We start from the raw sequence: 16,952 nt of genomic DNA on the forward strand, positions 1-16,952 counted from the left end.
AGCCTGAGCCTGAGCCGGTCGAAGAGTCCCAACCGGCGCCCGAGCCCGAGCCCGAGGCCCAGCCCGACCCGCAGGTCGAGGACAGCCCCGTCACCCTGCCGGCCTTCGGCGAATCGGCCACCTTCCCGCCGGCCGCGCCCGCGCTGGAGCTGACCCCGCCGTCCCCGGTCGAGGAGCCCCCGCCGCTCCGTCCGGTCTGGACCGAGGCTGACCGCGGCGGCTTCCAGCTGGACCAGTCGCCCCTGTTCATCGACGACGGCGGCCAGACCGGTGTGCTGGTCCACGAAATGCCGGAAGAGCCGGCCCGCCGCTTCGACTGGCGCGAAACGGGGGCCTTCCTGATCATGGGCGGCGTGGGCCTGGCGGCCTGCACGGCCTCGGCCGCCGCCTTCCGTCTGGCCGTCGACCAGCCGTCCCCGATGGGCGAGACCACCCTGATCGCCTGGGTGCTGGCCGTGATCGGCGCGGCCTGCGTCGGTGTCTCGGCGCTCAATCTCTATCTGCGTTTCGGGCGTGGACGCTCGGGCGACGACGGGACAGCGGCCGAAGAAGGCGAAGCCTGACGCTCGGGCGCCGGGGTCTTACCGGACCGCGGGATCGGTGCTAACCCGCTCGGCATGAGCATTCCCAACGCCCCCCAATCCATGGAATTCGGCCTCGGCGAGACCGCTGACGCCATCCGCGACACCACCGCCCGCTGGGCCACCGACCGGCTGGCCCCCCGCGCCGCCGAGATCGACGAAAAGAACGAATTCGCCCGCGACCTCTGGCCCGAAATGGGCGAGCTGGGCCTGCACGGCATCACCGTCGAGGAAGAGTTCGGCGGCCTCGGCCTCGGCTATCTGGAACACTGCGTGGCCATGGAAGAGGTCTCGCGCGCCTCGGCCTCGATCGGCCTCTCTTACGGCGCCCACTCCAACCTCTGCGTCAACCAGATCCGCCGCTGGGGCACCCCGGAGCAGAAGGCCAGATACCTGCCCAAGCTGATCTCGGGCGAACACGTCGGCTCGCTGGCCATGTCCGAGGCCGGCTCCGGCTCCGACGTCATGTCGATGAAGACCCGCGCCGAGAAAAAGGGCGACCGCTACGTCCTGAACGGCACCAAATTCTGGATCACCAACGCCCCGCACGCCGAGACCCTGGTGGTCTATGCCCGCACCGGCGACGGCAACGGCGGCGTCACCGCCTTCCTGATCGAAAAGGGCATGAAAGGCTTCTCGGTCTCGAAGAAGCTGGACAAGATGGGCATGCGTGGCTCCGACACCGCCGAACTGGTGTTCGAGGACTGCGAGGTCCCGGTCGAGAACATCATGGGCGGCGAAGGCCGTGGCGCGGCCGTCCTGATGAGCGGCCTCGACTATGAGCGCGCCGTGCTGGCCGCCGGCCCGCTGGGCATCATGCAGGCCGCCCTCGACGTCGTCCTGCCCTACGTCCGCGAGCGGAAACAGTTCGGCAAGCCGATCGGCAGCTTCCAGCTGATGCAGGCCAAGGTCGCCGACATGTACGTCGCCCTGAACAGCGCCCGCGCCTATGTCTATGCCGTCGCCCGCGCCTGCGACCAGGGCCTGACCACCCGCTATGACGCCGCCGGCGCCATCCTGCTGGCCTCGGAAAACGCCGTGAAGGTCAGCCTCGAGGCCGTCCAGGCTCTCGGCGGCGCAGGCTATACCAAGGAATGGCCCGTCGAACGCCTCGTCCGCGACGCCAAACTCTACGACATCGGCGCCGGCACCAACGAGATCAGGCGATTCCTGATCGGGCGCGAGTTGCTGGGGGGCTAGGGATCGTGCCAGACCAAACAGCCCCCGATCCGCCTTCGCTGGAGTCGATCTTGCGTGATCTGGCGGCGTGGTCAGTGGCTCATGAGATGGATTATCGCTTCAATGTGAAGACTCATGAGAGAGGCGAGGCCGAGATCACTGCATCTCGCACCGCGCTCGTCCAATATGCTCAGGAAATCGTGGCGCTGGCCCGCGACGGCGTTGAGGGCTCGCATCTCCATTTCGATGAAGCGGGCTGGGCAGAAGTTGGCAGCGTCCCCCTGATTATCGGCTTGGCGGTCGACACGCCTGAAGCCGACCCGCTGTAGGCAGTTCGAGCCGGCGCAATGATCCCCGCCCCCCTCCTCGCCGATCTCCGGAGGCGCCACGCGGCGCCGCTACAACATCAGCGTTGGACCGAACACAGTTCGCTGCTTCCTGATCGGCAGGGCAGTGCCGGGGCGCTTTCGACGTGGCCGATCGGGCTTGCTATCTCGGCGATACTCGTGCTGGGCGCGCCAGCGGCGCACGGGCAGGACCGGGCCGAGCTGGTAGGGATGGCGGAAAGGCTTGAGGCCTACGCCGATCAGCTGTCGCGCGTCTGGCCCGGGTACTGGCCCCCGGACCAGCCCTACATTCTCTACGCGCCGGACACCGGGGCCGTCTTTGGCGGGGCTGCATCTCCGCAAGGACCCTCCTTTCGCCCGGGCCCCCTCGCCGGGGTCACGTCCACCTTTGCGACCGACTTTCCGACCGGTGCTCCAGATACCGTCCTGCTGACTTTGAGCGGCCGCGACGACGACGTCAGCACCCTGTTTCACGAACAATTCCACGACTTTCAGGAGGACCGCTTCCGCTGGCAGAGCGAGTCCGGCAGCGAATATGTCGACCTGTCCCTGATCGGGGACCTGGAAGCCTTCACCTTCGGCGTGGAACTGGAGCTTCGCCTGCTCGCCGACATACTGGTCGAAGATGACGCCGCGACACGACGCGAGCTTGCCCGCGCCTATCTCGCGCTCCGGCGTGAGCGGGAGCGGGGCATGGACGCCTTGGTCGTCTCGACCGAGAGACATCGCGAATGGACCGAGGGCACGGCAGAGTACGCGGGACGACAGGCCAGTGCGTTGTTCACGGGGCGATCAGACGAACAGCTCCGCGACGACCTTGTCTCGATGCTTCGGCGCGACCTGCTCTTTCGACCCGGCGACTACGCGGCCAATGTCTTCCGCTGGAGATTGTATGCCACGGGCGCGGCCCTCGCTTGGCTTCTGGACGATCTGGAAGTCCCGGATTGGCGAACAGCGATAGAGGGCGGCACGCCTCTGGATCTGGCGCTTGAGCAGGCCATTGGTCTGGCGGACCCGGTGTCGGCAGCCGATGTCCGGGCATCGTACGATGCACGGGACATCCGAGCCGCCATCGCCCCTGCAGTCGATCTGGCCCGGTCAGCGGGTCTGGATGCATCGAGTTTTCTGGCGCGGGCTCCAGCCCGCCTCGTCATCGAACTGGAGGTCTATCTCGACGACCCGGAGCCCGGTGAGCTCTATTTCAATGCGCCCGCCATGACGCCTCTTTCCCGCGACACCTTGGCCCTCCCGGACGCCGAGTGGCTCTCGATAAATGCAGGATCTTCAAGCCTGCGCGTGGAACGGCGTTCAATCCTCATTGAGATGCCGCCCCCTGAGGGATCGGGACCAAGTATCCAGCGCGTCAGCATCCTGTTGCCGAGCCTGTCCGGCCTGGAAGGTCTCAGGCCCGGCCGGCTCGAGGCTGCAGTCGAGGTCGACATGGAAGGTCTCACCCTGCGCCTTGCCGCCGGTGCCATCGTTGAGGTGAACGACACCACAATCACCGTCCGCGTCCGATGATCCCCGCCCCCTCCTCGCCGACCTTCGGCAGCGCCATGCCGGAGCCGCTCTACCGCGAGGCCCGGCGCGGCATCCTGCAGCGGTTCCTTGAGCGCCCCTCGCTCTACTTCAGCGACTGGGGCCAGGCCACGTTTGAGGATCAGGCCCGCGAGAACCTGGCGGCCTCCATCACCGCCCTCGGCTGAGCCGGCCCCGGAACCGCGCCTGTGCCGGTCCCGTTTCCTCGCGGAAGGAAAGGAGGCCCCCATGCCCGCCAAGTCCAAAGCCCAGCAAAAGGCCGCCGGCGCCGCCCTGTCGGCCAAGCGCGGCGACACGCCGAAGTCGGAGCTCAAGGGCGCGTCGAAGTCCATGGTCGAGTCCATGACCGAAAAGGAGCTGGAGGAGATGGCCAGCACCCCCCGCAAGGGCAAACCCGAACACAAGGGCGACTGAGGGGCGGGCGGGCCGTCTCCTCCCCATCCCTGATGGGGAGGGGGACCCTGCGTAGCCTTGGCGAAGCAGGGTGGAGGGGTTCTTCACCGCGCACGCCGTCCAGAACCCCTCCGTCACGTCGGCTTCGCCGCCGCGCCACCTCCCCAACTTCGTTAGGGAGGAGACGGCTGTTGCGATGGGAACGCGAAAATTCCCTCGCCCTTTCAAAGCCCCTCCCATTTCCCGACCCGACTTCCCCACCTCACCTCAGGCCTGTGCCAACGTCCTCCCGTCCCGTCGCGCGGAGGGCTCGTAAGGCCTGCGACCTTGTGAGCGGCGGGAGCGATGGAGCGGGGTTGGAGGAAACCGTCGCACAGCTTTCGGGCCTCAAGCAGCGAGGCTCCGCGAGCCGAGCGTTAGGCCCACCTTCATGCACCCTCGATCTCCGCCTCCGGGTGCGTGATCGAGGCAAGGGTCGAGGGGGATACTCGGCCGTTCCGGGACTGAATGCAGGTTCAGCCCGCCCGCCGGGGGCGCTGCGGTAAGGCCCGAATACGGCCACCCGACGCAAGCTTCCGGAAAACCACCGCGCGGAGCGTCAGCCTTCGTCGAAACGGTATTTATTCAATGTCTCCGGGCGAGGGCCCGGCGCTCCGCCTGCCCTCCACCTCTGCCCTGCGGGCGAGAGGCGAACATTCACGTCTCCTCCCCATCGTCGATGGGGAGGGGGACCGTCCGAAGCCCGAAGGGCGAAGGAGGGTGGAGGGGTTCTTGCCTCGTGCCCGCCTGAAGAGCCCCTCCGCCACGGCGCGAGCGCCGCGCCACCTCCCCGACTTCGTCAGGGAGGAGAGGCTGCCCTACGCCCGCACGGCCCCCGCCCGGCCCTCGACGCCCAGGGCGACCAGGGCGGTGGCGGCGATCTGGTCGGCATTGAGGCCGGCCTCGGCATACTGGACCTCGGGCTTGTCGTGGTCCTGGAAGCGGTCGGGCAGGTGCAGGGTGCGCACCTTCAGCCCCGCATCCAGCGCGCCCTTTTCGGCCAGCATCTGCAGCACAAAGCCGCCGAAGCCGCCGATCGCACCCTCCTCGACCGTGATCAGCACCTCGTGCTCGCGGGCCAGACGCAGGATCAGGTCCTCGTCCAGCGGCTTGGCGAACCGGGCATCGGCGACCGTGGTCGACACGCCCCTGGCGGCCAGGGACTCGGCGGCCTTCAGCGATTCCTGCAGGCGCGTCCCGAGGCTCAGGATCGCCACCGTCGTGCCCTCGCGCACGATCCGGCCCTTGCCGATCTCGAGCGGCGCGGCCAGTTCGGGGATCTCGACCCCCACCCCATCTCCGCGTGGATAGCGGAAGGCGCTGGGCCGGTCGTCGATCTCGAGGCTGGTGGCGATCATGGCCGCCAATTCGGCCTCGTCCGCTGCCGCCATCAGCACCATGCCCGGCAGGGCACCCATATAGCCGATGTCGAAACTGCCGGCGTGGGTCGAGCCGTCGGCTCCGACCAGCCCCGCCCGGTCCATGGCAAAGCGCACCGGCAGCGACTGGATGGCCACATCGTGGACCACCTGGTCATAGCCGCGCTGCAGGAAGGTCGAATAGATGGCGCAGACCGGCTTCATCCCGTCGGCCGCCAGACCGGCGCAGAAGGTCACCGCGTGCTGTTCGGCAATGCCCACGTCGAACGTCCGCTCGGGGAAGGCCTGTCCGAACAGGTCCAGCCCGGTGCCCGACGGCATGGCCGCCGTCACGGCCACGATCGATGGATCGCGTTCGGCCCGCTTGATCAACTCCGTGCCGAACACCTTGGTATAGCTGGGCGCGTTCGAGACCGGCTTGGCCTGCTTGCCCGAGATCACGTCGAACTTGGCCACCCCATGGTACTTGTCGGCGCTGCTTTCGGCCGGGGCATAGCCCTTGCCCTTCTGGGTCACCACATGAACCAGCACCGGCCGGTCATCGACCGCCGCGGCATTCTTCAGCACCGGAATGAGGGCGTCCATGTCATGGCCGTCGATCGGCCCGACGTAATAGAAGCCCAGTTCCTCGAAGAAGGTCCCGCCGACCACCATGCCCCGGGCATATTCCTCGGCCTTGCGCGCCGCATCGCGGAACGGGCGGGGGAAGTGCTGGGCGACCGACTTTCCGAAGCGGCGCAGGTTGCGATAGGTGCCGCCCGAGACCTGCTTGGCCAGATAGGCGCTCATGCCGCCCACCGGCGGGGCGATCGACATGTCGTTGTCGTTCAGCACCACGACCAGCTGCTTGGTGGTCTCGGCGGCATTGTTCATGGCCTCATACGCCATGCCCGCCGACATCGAGCCGTCGCCGATCACGGCCACCACCTTGTTGGTCTCGCCCTTCTGGTCGCGGGCTGCCGCAAAGCCCAGCCCGGCCGAGATCGAGGTCGAGGCGTGGGCGGCGCCGAACGGGTCGTACTCACTCTCCGACCGTTTGGTGAAGCCCGACAGGCCGCCGCCCTGACGCAGGGTGCGGATGCGGTCGCGCCGTCCGGTCAGGATCTTGTGCGGATAGCACTGGTGCCCGACGTCCCAGATCAGAATGTCCCGGGGGGTCTCGAACACATGGTGCAGCGCCACCGTCAGCTCGACCACGCCCAGCGCCGAGCCCAGGTGCCCGCCCGTCACCGATACGGCATCGATCACCTCGGCGCGCAGCTCATCGGCCAGCTGGCGCAGCTGCGGCGTGCTCAGCCCACGGGTGTCCGCAGGCAGGGTGACGGTATCGAGAAGGGGCGTATCAGGCATTCAGTCGGCTCGGTCCCGGACGCGGAGGTCGTCCTGCAGTCTCTCTACATGATTGATGGGCCCCCGGAACACCAGTGAGGGATTCCTGAGCAATGGCTGATTGCCGCAGAGGATCCGTTCAGGACCGCCGTTTCAGCACGACATCCACGCTGGCCGACAGAATTTCGGCGGCCTCGCCGAAGACCTCCAGATGCGCCCGCGCCTGATCGCGCAACAGGCTGACGCGCTCGCGCGCGGCCTCCAGCCCCAGCAGGGTGACGAAATTGGTCTTGCCCAGCCGGGCGTCCTTGCCCCCGGCCGCCTTGCCCAGCAGGGCCTCGTCGCCCTCGGCGTCCAGCACATCGTCGACGATCTGATAGGCCAGCCCCAGGTCGTGGGCGAAGGCGATCAGGGCCGTGCGTCGCTCGTCCCGGATCTCGCCGATGATCAGCGGAATCTCGAAGGCATGGGTGATCAGGGCTCCGGTCTTCAGCCGCTGCATACGCGCCACCCCGCCCAGGTCGTCGCGCACCCCCATCAGGTCGATCATCTGACCGCCCGCCATCCCTCGCGCCCCCGAGGCATAGGACAGCCGCCGAGCCAGCTCGCAGCGGATGGCCGGATCGTCGTGCGTATCCGGGTCCAGCAGGATGTCGAAGGCCGCCGTCTGCAGCGCATCTCCCGCCAGCACCGCCGTCGCCTCGTCATAGGCCCGGTGCAGGGTCGGACGGCCCCGCCGCATGTCGTCGTCGTCCATGCAGGGCAGGTCGTCGTGGATCAGCGAATAGGCGTGCACGCACTCCAGCGCACAGGCCGCGCGCAGCACCGCCCCTTCGTCCAGGTCGAACAGCCGCCCGGCCTCCAGCGCAAAGAAGGGCCGCAACCGCTTGCCGGGCCCCAGCGCCGCATAGCGCATGGCCTCGGTCAGGCGGGACTCCGGGCCGTCCGCGCGGGGCAGCAGTTCATCAAGCGCCACCGTGATCAGGTCGGCGACCTCGGCGATCCGGTCGATCACCGCCTGCTCCGGGGAATTGGCGGCCAGCGGGATCAAAACAGCCGCCCGCCGACCGGAACCTCGCGGTCCACCCCGACCAGCACGACCTCGCCGTCGGCATCCGGAAAGCCGAGGGTCAGCACCTCGGACATCAGCGGCCCGATCTGGCGCGGCGGAAAGTTGACGACCGCCGCCACCTTGCGACCGACCAGCTGTTCGGGGGTGTAATGGCGGGTAATCTGGGCCGAGGACTTCCGGACCCCGATGTCGGGGCCGAAGTCGATCATCAGCTTGAAGGCCGGCTTGCGCGCCTCGGGAAAGGGCTCGGCGGTGACGATCTCGCCGACCCGCACATCCACCTTCAGGAAATCGTCGAAGGTGATCCGGTCGGCCGCGGGTCCGGACATCACTCGAACCCGGCGGGCTCGGCGCGGGCGGCCTTGCCGTCAGGGCCGACCACGATCTGCTCGACCCGCAGCTGGGCAGCCTTCAGCCGCTCCTCGCACAGGGCCTTCAGGCGAGCGCCCTCCTCGTACAGGCTGATCGATTCCTCGAGCGGGGCCTGTCCGGATTCCAGCCGCGAGACGATGCCTTCCAGCCGCGCCAGCGCGTCTTCGAAGGACAGGTCCGGATCGGTCTTGGGGGCGTCGGCGGTCATGGCAGCGGTTCTGACAGGCAAGGCCGGGACAGGCAAGCCGCCCGGGCTCTCAGCGCTTCACGTAGCGCCGCTGCGACCAGTATTTGAAGCCCTGGTTCTGGGCGAGGCGCCAGCCATTGGCCTTCAGCCGCCGGCCGACCATGTGGTTGAAGTAGCCGTGCGCCAGCACCAGCACATCGCCCCCCATGGCCGCCTTTTCGATCAGCAGGCGGGCGGCGCGATCGGCCCGGGCCTCGGCCTCGCGGCGGGTCTCCTGCCCCTGATGGTGGTCAAAGGCGTGCCACCAGAAGCGCGACACCACCCCCCACCAGCGGGGCGACAGCTTGAACCAGTCGGGAAAGGGCGGCGGCGGCAGGGGGGCTTCGATGAACAGGGCATCGCTGATCACTTCGCGATCCCCGGAAATGGCGGCGGCCGTCTCGATGGCGCGCTGGCGGGTGGACGACAGGATGAGCGCCGCCCCCTCCGCCGTCAGAAGCAGTTCGGCCGGCGGCGTCTGGCCTTCCAGCAGACCGCCCAGCTCATACTTGCCCCACCAGTCGCGGTACTGGCGGGCCGTGATCAGGCATTTGCGCGACAGGGCCGGTTCGCCGTGGCGGGCAAGCACGATGTCGCCCGTCGTGCCGGGACGACGCACGGCCGATTCGGCCTCCTTGCGCGTGCTGTCGGCAGCAAGATCGTTCAGGCGGTCGGGGTCGAGCATGGCATCGGGGTGGCTTGCGACAGTCGGCTGTCGGTCGGCGTGTCCCTCAATCCTCCCCAAGGGCCTGAACGTGCGCCACGGCAGATTGCCCCAGGCCGGCAAGGTCGTAGCCGCCCTCCAGCGAAGAGACAAGCTTGCCTGAACAGACCCGGCGCGCAACCTCCGCCACCGCCCGTGTGGCCCAGGCGAAATCCTCGGCCTCCAGGCTCTGGTGCGCCAGCGGATCGCGGCGATGCGCATCGAACCCGGCCGAGATCAGGATCAGGTCCGGCGCGAAGGCCTCAAGCGCCGGCATCAGCCCTTCGGAAAAGCTCCGCCGCCAGGCTTCCCGCGCGGCATGGGGCTCGACCGGGGCATTCACGATATTGCCGACCCCGGTCTCGGACCGTGCACCGGTGCCGGGGTACAGGGGCATCTGGTGGATGGAAGCCAGAAACAGGGTCGGGTCGGCCTCGAACGCCGCCTGGGTGCCATTACCGTGATGCACATCGAAATCCACCACCGCCACGCGCCCGGCGCCCTCGGCCTGTGCGACCCGCGCCGCGACGGCCACGTTCGAGAACAGGCAGAAACCCATCGACTGGTTCGGCTCCGCATGGTGGCCGGGTGGCCGGATCGCGCAGAAGGCCCGGGTCATCTGGCCCGCCATCACCGCCCGGGTCGCGTCGATCACGGCACCGGCCGCCAGACGCGCGGCCCGCACACTGCCGGGCGAAAGGTGGGTATCGGCATCCAGCGACACCCGCCCGCTCTCTGGCGAGGCCTTCAGGATGTTGGCCACATAGTCGGCCGGATGCAGGCGTTCGAGGTCAACGACCGAGGCCTCACTGGCTTCCCGGCGGTCACGCGCCAGTCCGGCGTCGTCCAGCGCCGCCAGCACCGCCGCCAGACGCTCCGGCCGCTCGGGATGGCCGACGCCCGGCTGGTGGCCCGACATGGCAGAATGGGTAAAGATCGGCAGACTCATGACCCCAGACTAGGGCTCGCCGGGGCGCTTGTCGCCTCCGTCGCGACGGCGTGATAAGCGCGCGCCATGACCGAGATCCTGATCCGCCCCGCCCGCATGGACGACGCCCCGGCCCTGTCCGAAGCCGGGGCCCGCACCTTCGTCGAGACCTTCATGGACGGCTTCGGCATCCCCTATCCCGAAGACGATCTGGCGGTCTTCATGGAACAGGTGTTCAGCCTCGAGGCCACCCGCGCCCGCCTGTCCGATCCGGCCATGGGCTGGTGGGTGGGCGAGCGGGACGGAAAGCTCCTGGGCTTTGCCAATACAGGCCCGAACGCCCTGCCCCATTCGGACGCCCGCCCGGGCGAGACCGAACTGAAGCGTCTGTACATCCTCAAGGAGGCCCAGGGCCTCGGCCTCGGCACCCGTCTGCTCAGGGTGGCCATGGACTGGATGACCGAGCACGGCACCGGCGCCCAGTGGATCGGCGTCTGGAGCGGCAATCTGAAGGCTCAGAAGCTGTACGCGGCCTACGGCTTCGAAAAGGCCGGCGACTACCAGTTCGCCGTCGGGAGCTGGATGGATGACGAGTTCATCCTGCGAAAGCCCGCCTGATCCTGAATGGACGCGCGGCCGTTCGCGTGGTCATCTGACGATCCACACACGGGAGCCCTGCCATGCTGCGTCGTTTGTCCGGTCTGTTCGCCTGCGGATTGATACTCGCCCTGTCGACCCCTGTCGTCGCGCAGGAAGGTCCGCCACCGGCGACCCCCGAGGAGATCGCAGAAGCCCGCCAGATCGCCGACATGCTGATCAAGGGCGATGAGGTCAGCTCCTACTTCACGAACATCACCGACAACGGCGTACCGACAGTCCGGCACTCGCGCAGCGGACTGGTGTGCATGTTCAGCGGACTGGATGGCTCTCGGGTGGTCATCTTTCCGGCCCAGGGGGGCGCTGCGCCCGGCGATGACGTGGGTTGCCTGAGCCGCGACGAGACTCTGGGTCTGGACCTTACGGTCTATGCCACCCGCTATGTCGATGAGATCCCGGCCGAAGAAGTCCTCGCTTCAGCGGCCTATGCGATCGAGCAGCGGTTCCAGGGGGCCAAGCCCTACGAGGGCGACCTCAGCGTCGTATCGGTCGAGGGAATGGAATCCCCGCTGGCGGCGGCCTATGTCTACGAATCCGTCGCCGGGCCGATGCTGACGATGGCGCTTGTGTCCCACCGTGATGGATGGAGCTACAAGGTGCGGGCCACGGGCCCGGCGGAGGACGCGACTGTCGTCAGTCTTATGGCTGGAATGACTCTCATCATCGGGATGGGCGCGCTGGACTCTGAAGAATAGACAGGCCGGATGCTCCTCCCCTTCTTCACCGCCCTCAGGGATGCCCGGGTTCCGGTCTCGCTCAAGGAATGGCTGTTCCTGATGGAGGCCATGGACCGGCAGGTGCTGAGCAACGACACGCGTGTGGAGGACTTCTACCATCTGTCGCGCGCTGTCCTGATAAAGGACGAGAAACACTATGACCGGTTCGATCAGGTGTTCGGCTCGGTGTTCAGGGGGCTGGAGACGCTCGGACCGGGCGACGAGCCCGGCGTCCATTCCGTGCCCGAGGACTGGCTGCGCCTTCTGAACGAGAAATACCTGACCGACGAGGAGAAGGCCCAGATCGAGGCCCTCGGCGGCTTCGACAAGTTGATGGAGACGCTCCGCAAGCGGCTCGAGGAGCAGCACGACCGTCACCAGGGCGGCAACAAATGGATCGGCACCGGCGGCACGAGCCCGTTCGGCAATGGCGGCTACAATCCCGAGGGCATCCGCATCGGCGGCCAGTCACGCCACGGCCGGGCGGTCAAGGTCTGGGAAAAGCGCGAATACCGAAATCTGGACGACTCGGTCGAGCTGGGCACCCGCAACATCAAGGTGGCCCTGCGCCGCCTCCGCCGCTTCGCCCGTCAGGGCACGCCGGACGAGCTGGACATGGACGCCACCATCGACGGCACCGCGCGTCAGGGCTGGCTGGACATCCAGATGCGGCCCGAGCGGCGAAACACGATCAAGGTGCTGCTGTTCCTCGATATCGGCGGGTCCATGGATGGCCACGTCAAGCTCTGCGAGGAGCTGTTCTCGGCCGCGAAATCCGAGTTCCGGCATCTGGAGTTCTTCTACTTCCACAACTGCCTCTACGAAGGGGTCTGGAAGGACAACCGCCGCCGGCACGAGGCCCGCACCCCGACCTGGGAAGTGCTGAACCGCTATCCGGGCGACTGGCGTGCGGTGGTCGTGGGGGATGCCACGATGAGCCCCTATGAAGTCACCATGCCCGGCGGTTCGGTCGAGCACTGGAACGAGGAGGCGGGCGCCGTCTGGCTCAAACGCCTGCGCCAGCAATGGCCAAAGTCCGCCTGGCTGAACCCGGTACCCGAGCGCTACTGGTCATATACGCCTTCGGTGGGCCTTATCCGGGAGGTGATGGAGGAGCAGATGTTCCCCCTCACACTGGACGGACTGGAGCGGGCCATGCGATCCTTGGCGCGCTAGGGAGGCGAACTCTCGGAGGCTGCCATGCTCAGTGCCCTTGTTCTCAGCCTGATCCTTCAGGATCCCCTGCCCCAGTGGGCGAAGGACGATCCCTACGCCTGGGAGCGCGCCCGGTGCCATCCGCAGGTGCGGGGCGACACGCCGCTCGAGACCTGTCAGCTTTCCGTGCGCCGCCAGCTCGCCGCCGAACTCGGCGATAGCCTGCCGGCCGCCCTGCGTCCCACCAGCGAGCTGGAAAACTGCGCCCGGGCCCAGGCCGACGCCGGCTATGCCGTCCAGTGCGACCAGCCGCGCGAGGTGCGCGGGCCGAGCACGCCGCAGCTTGCCGACCGCGGCCGCTGCGAAACCCGTCCCCGGGCCCGCCCGGACGGCGGCGTCGTGTGGGAAGAAGTGTGTGAGCAGCCGACCGGTCGCGACACCGACGGCGGCCTCCGGGTCAACCTGTCGGGCCGCGACTGAAAAAGGCCGCTGTCCTGCGACAGCGGCCCCTTTGATCAGCAAGAGATCAGGCGATCAGTGCTTGATGTCTTCCTTCACGTCGCCGGCGGTCTTCTGGACCTTGCCTTCGACCTGGTCGGCCTTGCCTTCAGCCTGAAGTTTGCGGTTGTCGGTCGCGTCGCCCGCGGCGTCCTTGACGTTGCCCATGGCTTCCTTGGCGCGGCCTTCGACTTGATCCTTGTTCATTGTCGTCTCCTGGGAGGAAGGGCAGACCCGTTGTCCGCCCGTATGCAGACTCAACCGGTGGCTGCCCGATCCGTTCCCGGGATCACGTGGTCGTGCGAGTGCGCAGCCATACAGCGAACGCCCACGCGTGGGCGTCGTGCCTCAGCCCGGTCAGCGCTTCGACCGGGTCCATCCAGACCAGTTCATGGTCATCCTCGACCTTGCCGGACGGCACGGGGTCCAGCAGGCTCAGCGTCCAGAACCCGCCGGTGTTGTTGACGGTCCGACCGTCGCTCTTGTCGACGAACTGGGCCGCCTCGGTCAGGCGCTCCCCGGCGGCGACCCGCAGACCTGTCTCCTCCCGGTATTCGCGGACGACCGCCTCGGCCTCGGTCTCCTGCCCATCCCGGGCGCCACCAGGCAGGTCGAGATAGCTGTTCTCGCCCCGATCAATCCGCACACAGGCCAGCCGCCCCTCGTGCACCAGAAGGCCGAACGCGGTCGGACGCGGGGCATAGACGTGATCCGGGCGGGCCGTTCCGAACTGCAGCATGCGTCAAGCCTAGAGGTCGAAGGCCAGCTGGGCGCGTACGCCCTTGTGCTTGTCATCGAACTGGACGGCCGAGCGCAGCCCTCCGGCCATGGCCGCAACGATCTTGGAGCCCAGTCCCGTTCCCTTGGGACCCTTGGTCTGGTCGCCCAGCCCCGGTCCGTCGTCCTCGACCGTCAGCAGGGCGCGCCCTTCGCCGTCGCCCTTCAGATGAATGCGGATTTCGCCGCCCTGCCCGGGCTCATAGGCGTACTTGACCGCATTGGTGACCAGCTCGGTCACGATCACGCCCAGAGAGACCGCCTGGTCGGTGCCGACATTCATCGGATCGGCGTCCAGCTTGAGGTTGGGGGCATTGTCCTCGCGGCCCAGCGAAACGCCCAGCTCCTCGATCAGGCTTTGCAGATATTCGTGCATCGCCACCTGGGCCATGTCGCCCGAGGTATAGAGCCGGCGGTGGACATGGGCGACCGCCTCGATCCGGGCCTGGGCCTCGCGCAGGGCGTCGCGCGCGTCGCCGTCCTTCAGCTGGCGCATCTGGAGCGAGATGAAGCTGGACACCAGTTGCAGCGAATTGCCCACGCGGTGATTGACCTCGCGGAGCATGGCCTCGGCCCGATCTCGCGCGATGCGGACCTCGTCCTGGGCGATCTCGTTCTCGCGCTGCAGGCGGCGGCGGTGATGCGCGTCCTCGATGGCCGAGCGCAGCAGGGCGGTGAAGTCTTCGGACACGTCCTTGATGACGTAGTCCGCCGCCCCTGCCCGCAGGGCGGCCACGGCGATGCGGCCCTCCTGGGCCCCGGTCACATAGACGACGGGGGGCGGGTCCTGCAGGGCCAGGATGTCAGGCAGGACGTCCAGCCCGTCGCGTTCGGGCATGTAGTGGTCGAGCGCGCAGACGTCGAAGGTCTTGCCGCTCCGCAGGATCTCGAGGCCCGCCTCGCCATCGGCCGCGCAGGTCACCACAAAGCCCTGCCGGCCGAGCTCCTTCTCGACCAGACGCGAGAGACCCCGGTCGTCATCAATGTAGAGCAGGTGCAGGGGGGCGGTCAGGGGCTGCAATCGGATATCGGCTCTCAGCTGATCTCGGGCGCCTGGATCACGGAAAGGAACAGGCCCAGTTGCCGGATGGCGTCGGAGAAGGACTCATACTCCACCGGCTTGGTGATGTAGACGTTACAGCCCAGATCATAGCACCGCTGGATTTCCACCTTGTCGTCGGTGGTCGTCAGAATGACCACCGGAGCCCGGCGCAGGCGCTCGTCCGACTTGATCTTCTCGAGGATGTCCGTGCCGGACATGTCGGGCAGGTTCAGGTCCAGCAGGATCAGCAGCGGGCCGTTGTTCAGTACCTTTTCGCTGAACAGATGCTCGAGCGCTGAAGAGCCGTCGGCGAAATGCTCGATCTCGTTCGAGATGTTGGCCCGGCGAATGTTCTTCTCGATCAGGCGCGCATGGCCGTGATCGTCCTCGATCATCACGATCTTCACAGAGTGCGGCATATCCGGGTCCCTTCTCGACTAGCTCAGCCGTTTCGGAAATTTCAGGAGAAATGTCGAGCCTTCACCGAGCTTCGACTCCACGGTGATGTCCCCGCCCATGCGGCGGACGCTGTTCTTGACGAAGGCCAGGCCCAGGCCTTCGCCGGGCTGGTCCTGTTTGCCGGCCCGCCGGAACAGTTCGAAAATCCGCTCGTGGTCGCGGTCCGAAATGCCCCTGCCGTTGTCGATGATCCGGTACTCCACCATACCGTCGGCAAGGTCCACGCCCTCGACACGGATATGGCCAGGGCGGTCGGGCGACAGATATTTGACCGCATTGTCGATCAGATTGCCGAACACCTGCTCCAGCGACAGACGGTCTCCTGTCAGGCCCGGAAGGTCCGTGACCTCGACCTCGGCGCCCACGCTTTCCGTCTGGTGGTTCACGGCGTCGGCGATCTTCTGGACCATCTTCGTCATGTCGATCGGTTCGGCGGTCAGCACCCGCCGGCCCTCGCGTGACAGTTTGAGGATGGCGTTGATCAGCCGGTCCATCTTCTCGGTCGAGGCACGGATGAAGCCGATCGCCTCGGGTACATCCTCGCGCACGGCCAGCAGGGCGTCGTTCTCCATCAGGTCCGGAGCCTCGGTTTCCACCCTGGACATCTGGCGATCGATGATCTGGCCCGCTGTCTCGAGTTCCGAGGTGTAGCCCATCACATTGACCAGCGGCGCGCGCAGGTCGTGGCTGACGATATAGGCGAAGCGCTGGATTTCCTCGTTGGCCCGGATCAGGTCGCCCGTGCGGTCCCGGACCTCATTCTCCAGATTGGCATTGATGCGATCCAGCTCCATCTGCGCCGACTGCATCTGGCGCAGATAGCGCATCACCATCCAGGCGACGATGCCGGCCAGCATCAGGATCAGTATGCCGGCCAGCGCATTGATGCCGACCGTTGCCCCGGCGGACCACTCCGACTGCTGTCGCTGCGAGGCCCAGCGTTCTTCCTCGATCTGATCGATGGCGGCGATTTCGGCCCGCATCTGGTCCATCAGTTCCTTGCCGCGTCCCTCGCGGACGATGCCGATGGCATCCCCGGACCTCTGTGCACGACCGAGGGAGATGGTGGCTTCCATAATGCCGATACGCTCACGCGCCATCTCGCGCAGGCGATCCACCCGGTCGCGCACCTCGGCATCCTGTGCGGTCAGGTCGTCCAGCGCCTGCATCAGGCCGGGAAGGTCGCGGATGGCCTCGTCGTGGATGGTCAGGAATTCCTGACTTCCCGTCAGCAGATAGCCGCGCTGGCCGGTCTCGGCGTCGACCAGCCGGATCAGCAGGTCCCGCGCAGCGGTCTGCACCCGGTGGCTGCGGTCAACCGTTTCATGGAATTCGGTGGTGCGACCGATCATGAAGAAGGTCGCCAGGTTCACGATCAGCAGCAGCACAAAGGCCAGCGACAGCAGGCCCAGCAAGGACCGTCCCAGCCCGCCGGTCCGCAGGAACCGGCTGAAGGTGACCAGATTTTCGCGAATGTTCCATTCCATCGGCGCGCACGTTTAACCGGTGGCCGGTGCAAGTCCAGTCGCGTCTCCGGTGAAACCTTCCACGTACCGAGGAT

At 67.2% G+C, this 16,952-nt stretch carries 20 protein-coding genes and 1 pseudogene; 10 read left to right on the plus strand and 11 right to left on the minus strand.

Going from position 1 to position 16,952, the window contains the following annotated elements; genetic code table 11:
* The 6 genes and pseudogenes from J7346_RS00005 to J7346_RS00030 form a co-directional block, all read left to right on the plus strand.
* Positions 1-563 (plus strand): annotated as a pseudogene (locus J7346_RS00005) (hypothetical protein); the annotation flags it as partial.
* 54 nt (positions 564-617) lie between these two features.
* Positions 618-1,781, plus strand: a complete 1,164-nt coding sequence (locus J7346_RS00010) for an isovaleryl-CoA dehydrogenase (protein WP_209116523.1) — start codon at positions 618-620, stop codon at positions 1,779-1,781.
* A 50-nt stretch (positions 1,782-1,831) separates the two neighbouring features.
* Positions 1,832-2,089 carry a hypothetical protein gene (locus J7346_RS00015; RefSeq protein ID WP_209116524.1) on the plus strand — a complete coding sequence of 86 codons (258 nt, stop codon included), beginning with the start codon at positions 1,832-1,834 and terminating at the stop codon, positions 2,087-2,089.
* A gap of 18 nt (positions 2,090-2,107) precedes the next feature.
* A complete protein-coding gene (locus J7346_RS00020) occupies positions 2,108-3,628 on the plus strand; it encodes a hypothetical protein (RefSeq protein ID WP_209116526.1) in 1,521 nt (506 codons plus the stop codon).
* A complete protein-coding gene (locus J7346_RS00025) occupies positions 3,625-3,813 on the plus strand; it encodes a hypothetical protein (RefSeq protein ID WP_209116528.1) in 189 nt (62 codons plus the stop codon). The genes J7346_RS00020 and J7346_RS00025 overlap by 4 nt, the downstream gene beginning before the upstream one ends.
* Before the next feature lie 61 nt (positions 3,814-3,874).
* Positions 3,875-4,060, plus strand: coding sequence for a DUF3008 family protein (locus J7346_RS00030; protein ID WP_209116530.1), 186 nt, complete (start codon positions 3,875-3,877; stop codon positions 4,058-4,060).
* 836 nt (positions 4,061-4,896) lie between these two features.
* Here J7346_RS00030 and dxs read toward each other — a convergent pair.
* The 6 genes from dxs to J7346_RS00060 form a co-directional block, all read right to left on the minus strand.
* A complete protein-coding gene (gene dxs, locus J7346_RS00035; RefSeq protein WP_209116532.1) occupies positions 4,897-6,807 on the minus strand; it encodes a 1-deoxy-D-xylulose-5-phosphate synthase in 1,911 nt (636 codons plus the stop codon).
* A gap of 118 nt (positions 6,808-6,925) precedes the next feature.
* Positions 6,926-7,801, minus strand: a complete 876-nt coding sequence (locus tag J7346_RS00040) for a polyprenyl synthetase family protein (protein ID WP_209117282.1) — start codon at positions 7,799-7,801, stop codon at positions 6,926-6,928.
* 32 nt (positions 7,802-7,833) lie between these two features.
* Positions 7,834-8,187, minus strand: a complete 354-nt coding sequence (locus tag J7346_RS00045; RefSeq protein ID WP_209116534.1) for a tRNA-binding protein — start codon at positions 8,185-8,187, stop codon at positions 7,834-7,836.
* Positions 8,187-8,438, minus strand: coding sequence for an exodeoxyribonuclease VII small subunit (locus J7346_RS00050; RefSeq protein WP_209116536.1), 252 nt, complete (start codon positions 8,436-8,438; stop codon positions 8,187-8,189). Before J7346_RS00050 ends, J7346_RS00045 begins: the two co-directional genes overlap by 1 nt.
* Before the next feature lie 49 nt (positions 8,439-8,487).
* The gene (locus tag J7346_RS00055; protein WP_209116538.1) at positions 8,488-9,141 is read right to left on the minus strand and encodes a histidine phosphatase family protein; all 654 of its coding nucleotides are present in this window, start codon (positions 9,139-9,141) and stop codon (positions 8,488-8,490) included.
* A 46-nt stretch (positions 9,142-9,187) separates the two neighbouring features.
* Positions 9,188-10,108 carry a histone deacetylase family protein gene (locus tag J7346_RS00060; protein WP_209116540.1) on the minus strand — a complete coding sequence of 307 codons (921 nt, stop codon included), beginning with the start codon at positions 10,106-10,108 and terminating at the stop codon, positions 9,188-9,190.
* A gap of 66 nt (positions 10,109-10,174) precedes the next feature.
* Here J7346_RS00060 and J7346_RS00065 point away from each other — a divergent pair, with 66 nt between their 5' ends.
* The 4 genes from J7346_RS00065 to J7346_RS00080 all read left to right on the plus strand — a co-directional run bounded on the left by J7346_RS00065 (position 10,175) and on the right by J7346_RS00080 (position 13,095).
* Positions 10,175-10,705 carry a GNAT family N-acetyltransferase gene (locus J7346_RS00065; RefSeq protein ID WP_209116542.1) on the plus strand — a complete coding sequence of 177 codons (531 nt, stop codon included), beginning with the start codon at positions 10,175-10,177 and terminating at the stop codon, positions 10,703-10,705.
* 62 nt (positions 10,706-10,767) lie between these two features.
* Positions 10,768-11,439 (plus strand): hypothetical protein, encoded by a 672-nt coding sequence (locus tag J7346_RS00070; RefSeq protein WP_209116544.1) that lies wholly within the window; start codon positions 10,768-10,770, stop codon positions 11,437-11,439.
* A gap of 9 nt (positions 11,440-11,448) precedes the next feature.
* Complete coding sequence (locus J7346_RS00075) at positions 11,449-12,636, plus strand: VWA domain-containing protein (protein WP_209116546.1); 1,188 nt, start codon at positions 11,449-11,451, stop codon at positions 12,634-12,636.
* 24 nt (positions 12,637-12,660) lie between these two features.
* Positions 12,661-13,095 (plus strand): hypothetical protein, encoded by a 435-nt coding sequence (locus J7346_RS00080; protein ID WP_209116548.1) that lies wholly within the window; start codon positions 12,661-12,663, stop codon positions 13,093-13,095.
* A 54-nt stretch (positions 13,096-13,149) separates the two neighbouring features.
* Here J7346_RS00080 and J7346_RS00085 read toward each other — a convergent pair whose 3' ends face one another.
* The 5 genes from J7346_RS00085 to J7346_RS00105 all read right to left on the minus strand — a co-directional run bounded on the left by J7346_RS00085 (position 13,150) and on the right by J7346_RS00105 (position 16,878).
* The gene (locus tag J7346_RS00085) at positions 13,150-13,320 is read right to left on the minus strand and encodes a CsbD family protein (RefSeq protein ID WP_209116549.1); all 171 of its coding nucleotides are present in this window, start codon (positions 13,318-13,320) and stop codon (positions 13,150-13,152) included.
* 82 nt (positions 13,321-13,402) lie between these two features.
* Positions 13,403-13,852, minus strand: a complete 450-nt coding sequence (locus J7346_RS00090) for an NUDIX domain-containing protein (protein ID WP_209116551.1) — start codon at positions 13,850-13,852, stop codon at positions 13,403-13,405.
* Between the two features lie 9 nt (positions 13,853-13,861).
* A complete protein-coding gene (locus tag J7346_RS00095; protein ID WP_209116553.1) occupies positions 13,862-14,911 on the minus strand; it encodes a histidine kinase dimerization/phosphoacceptor domain -containing protein in 1,050 nt (349 codons plus the stop codon).
* Positions 14,912-14,925: 14 nt separating this feature from the next.
* On the minus strand, positions 14,926-15,351 hold the full coding sequence (locus J7346_RS00100) for a response regulator (RefSeq protein WP_209116555.1): 426 nt from the start codon (positions 15,349-15,351) through the stop codon (positions 14,926-14,928).
* Between the two features lie 18 nt (positions 15,352-15,369).
* Positions 15,370-16,878: a sensor histidine kinase gene (locus J7346_RS00105; RefSeq protein ID WP_209116557.1), complete on the minus strand. Its 1,509-nt coding sequence runs from the start codon at positions 16,876-16,878 to the stop codon at positions 15,370-15,372.
* Between the last annotated feature and the right edge of the window lie 74 nt (positions 16,879-16,952).

The sequence above is a fragment of the Brevundimonas sp. A19_0 genome, assembly GCF_017744255.1.
Taxonomy (GTDB): Bacteria; Pseudomonadota; Alphaproteobacteria; order Caulobacterales; family Caulobacteraceae; genus Brevundimonas.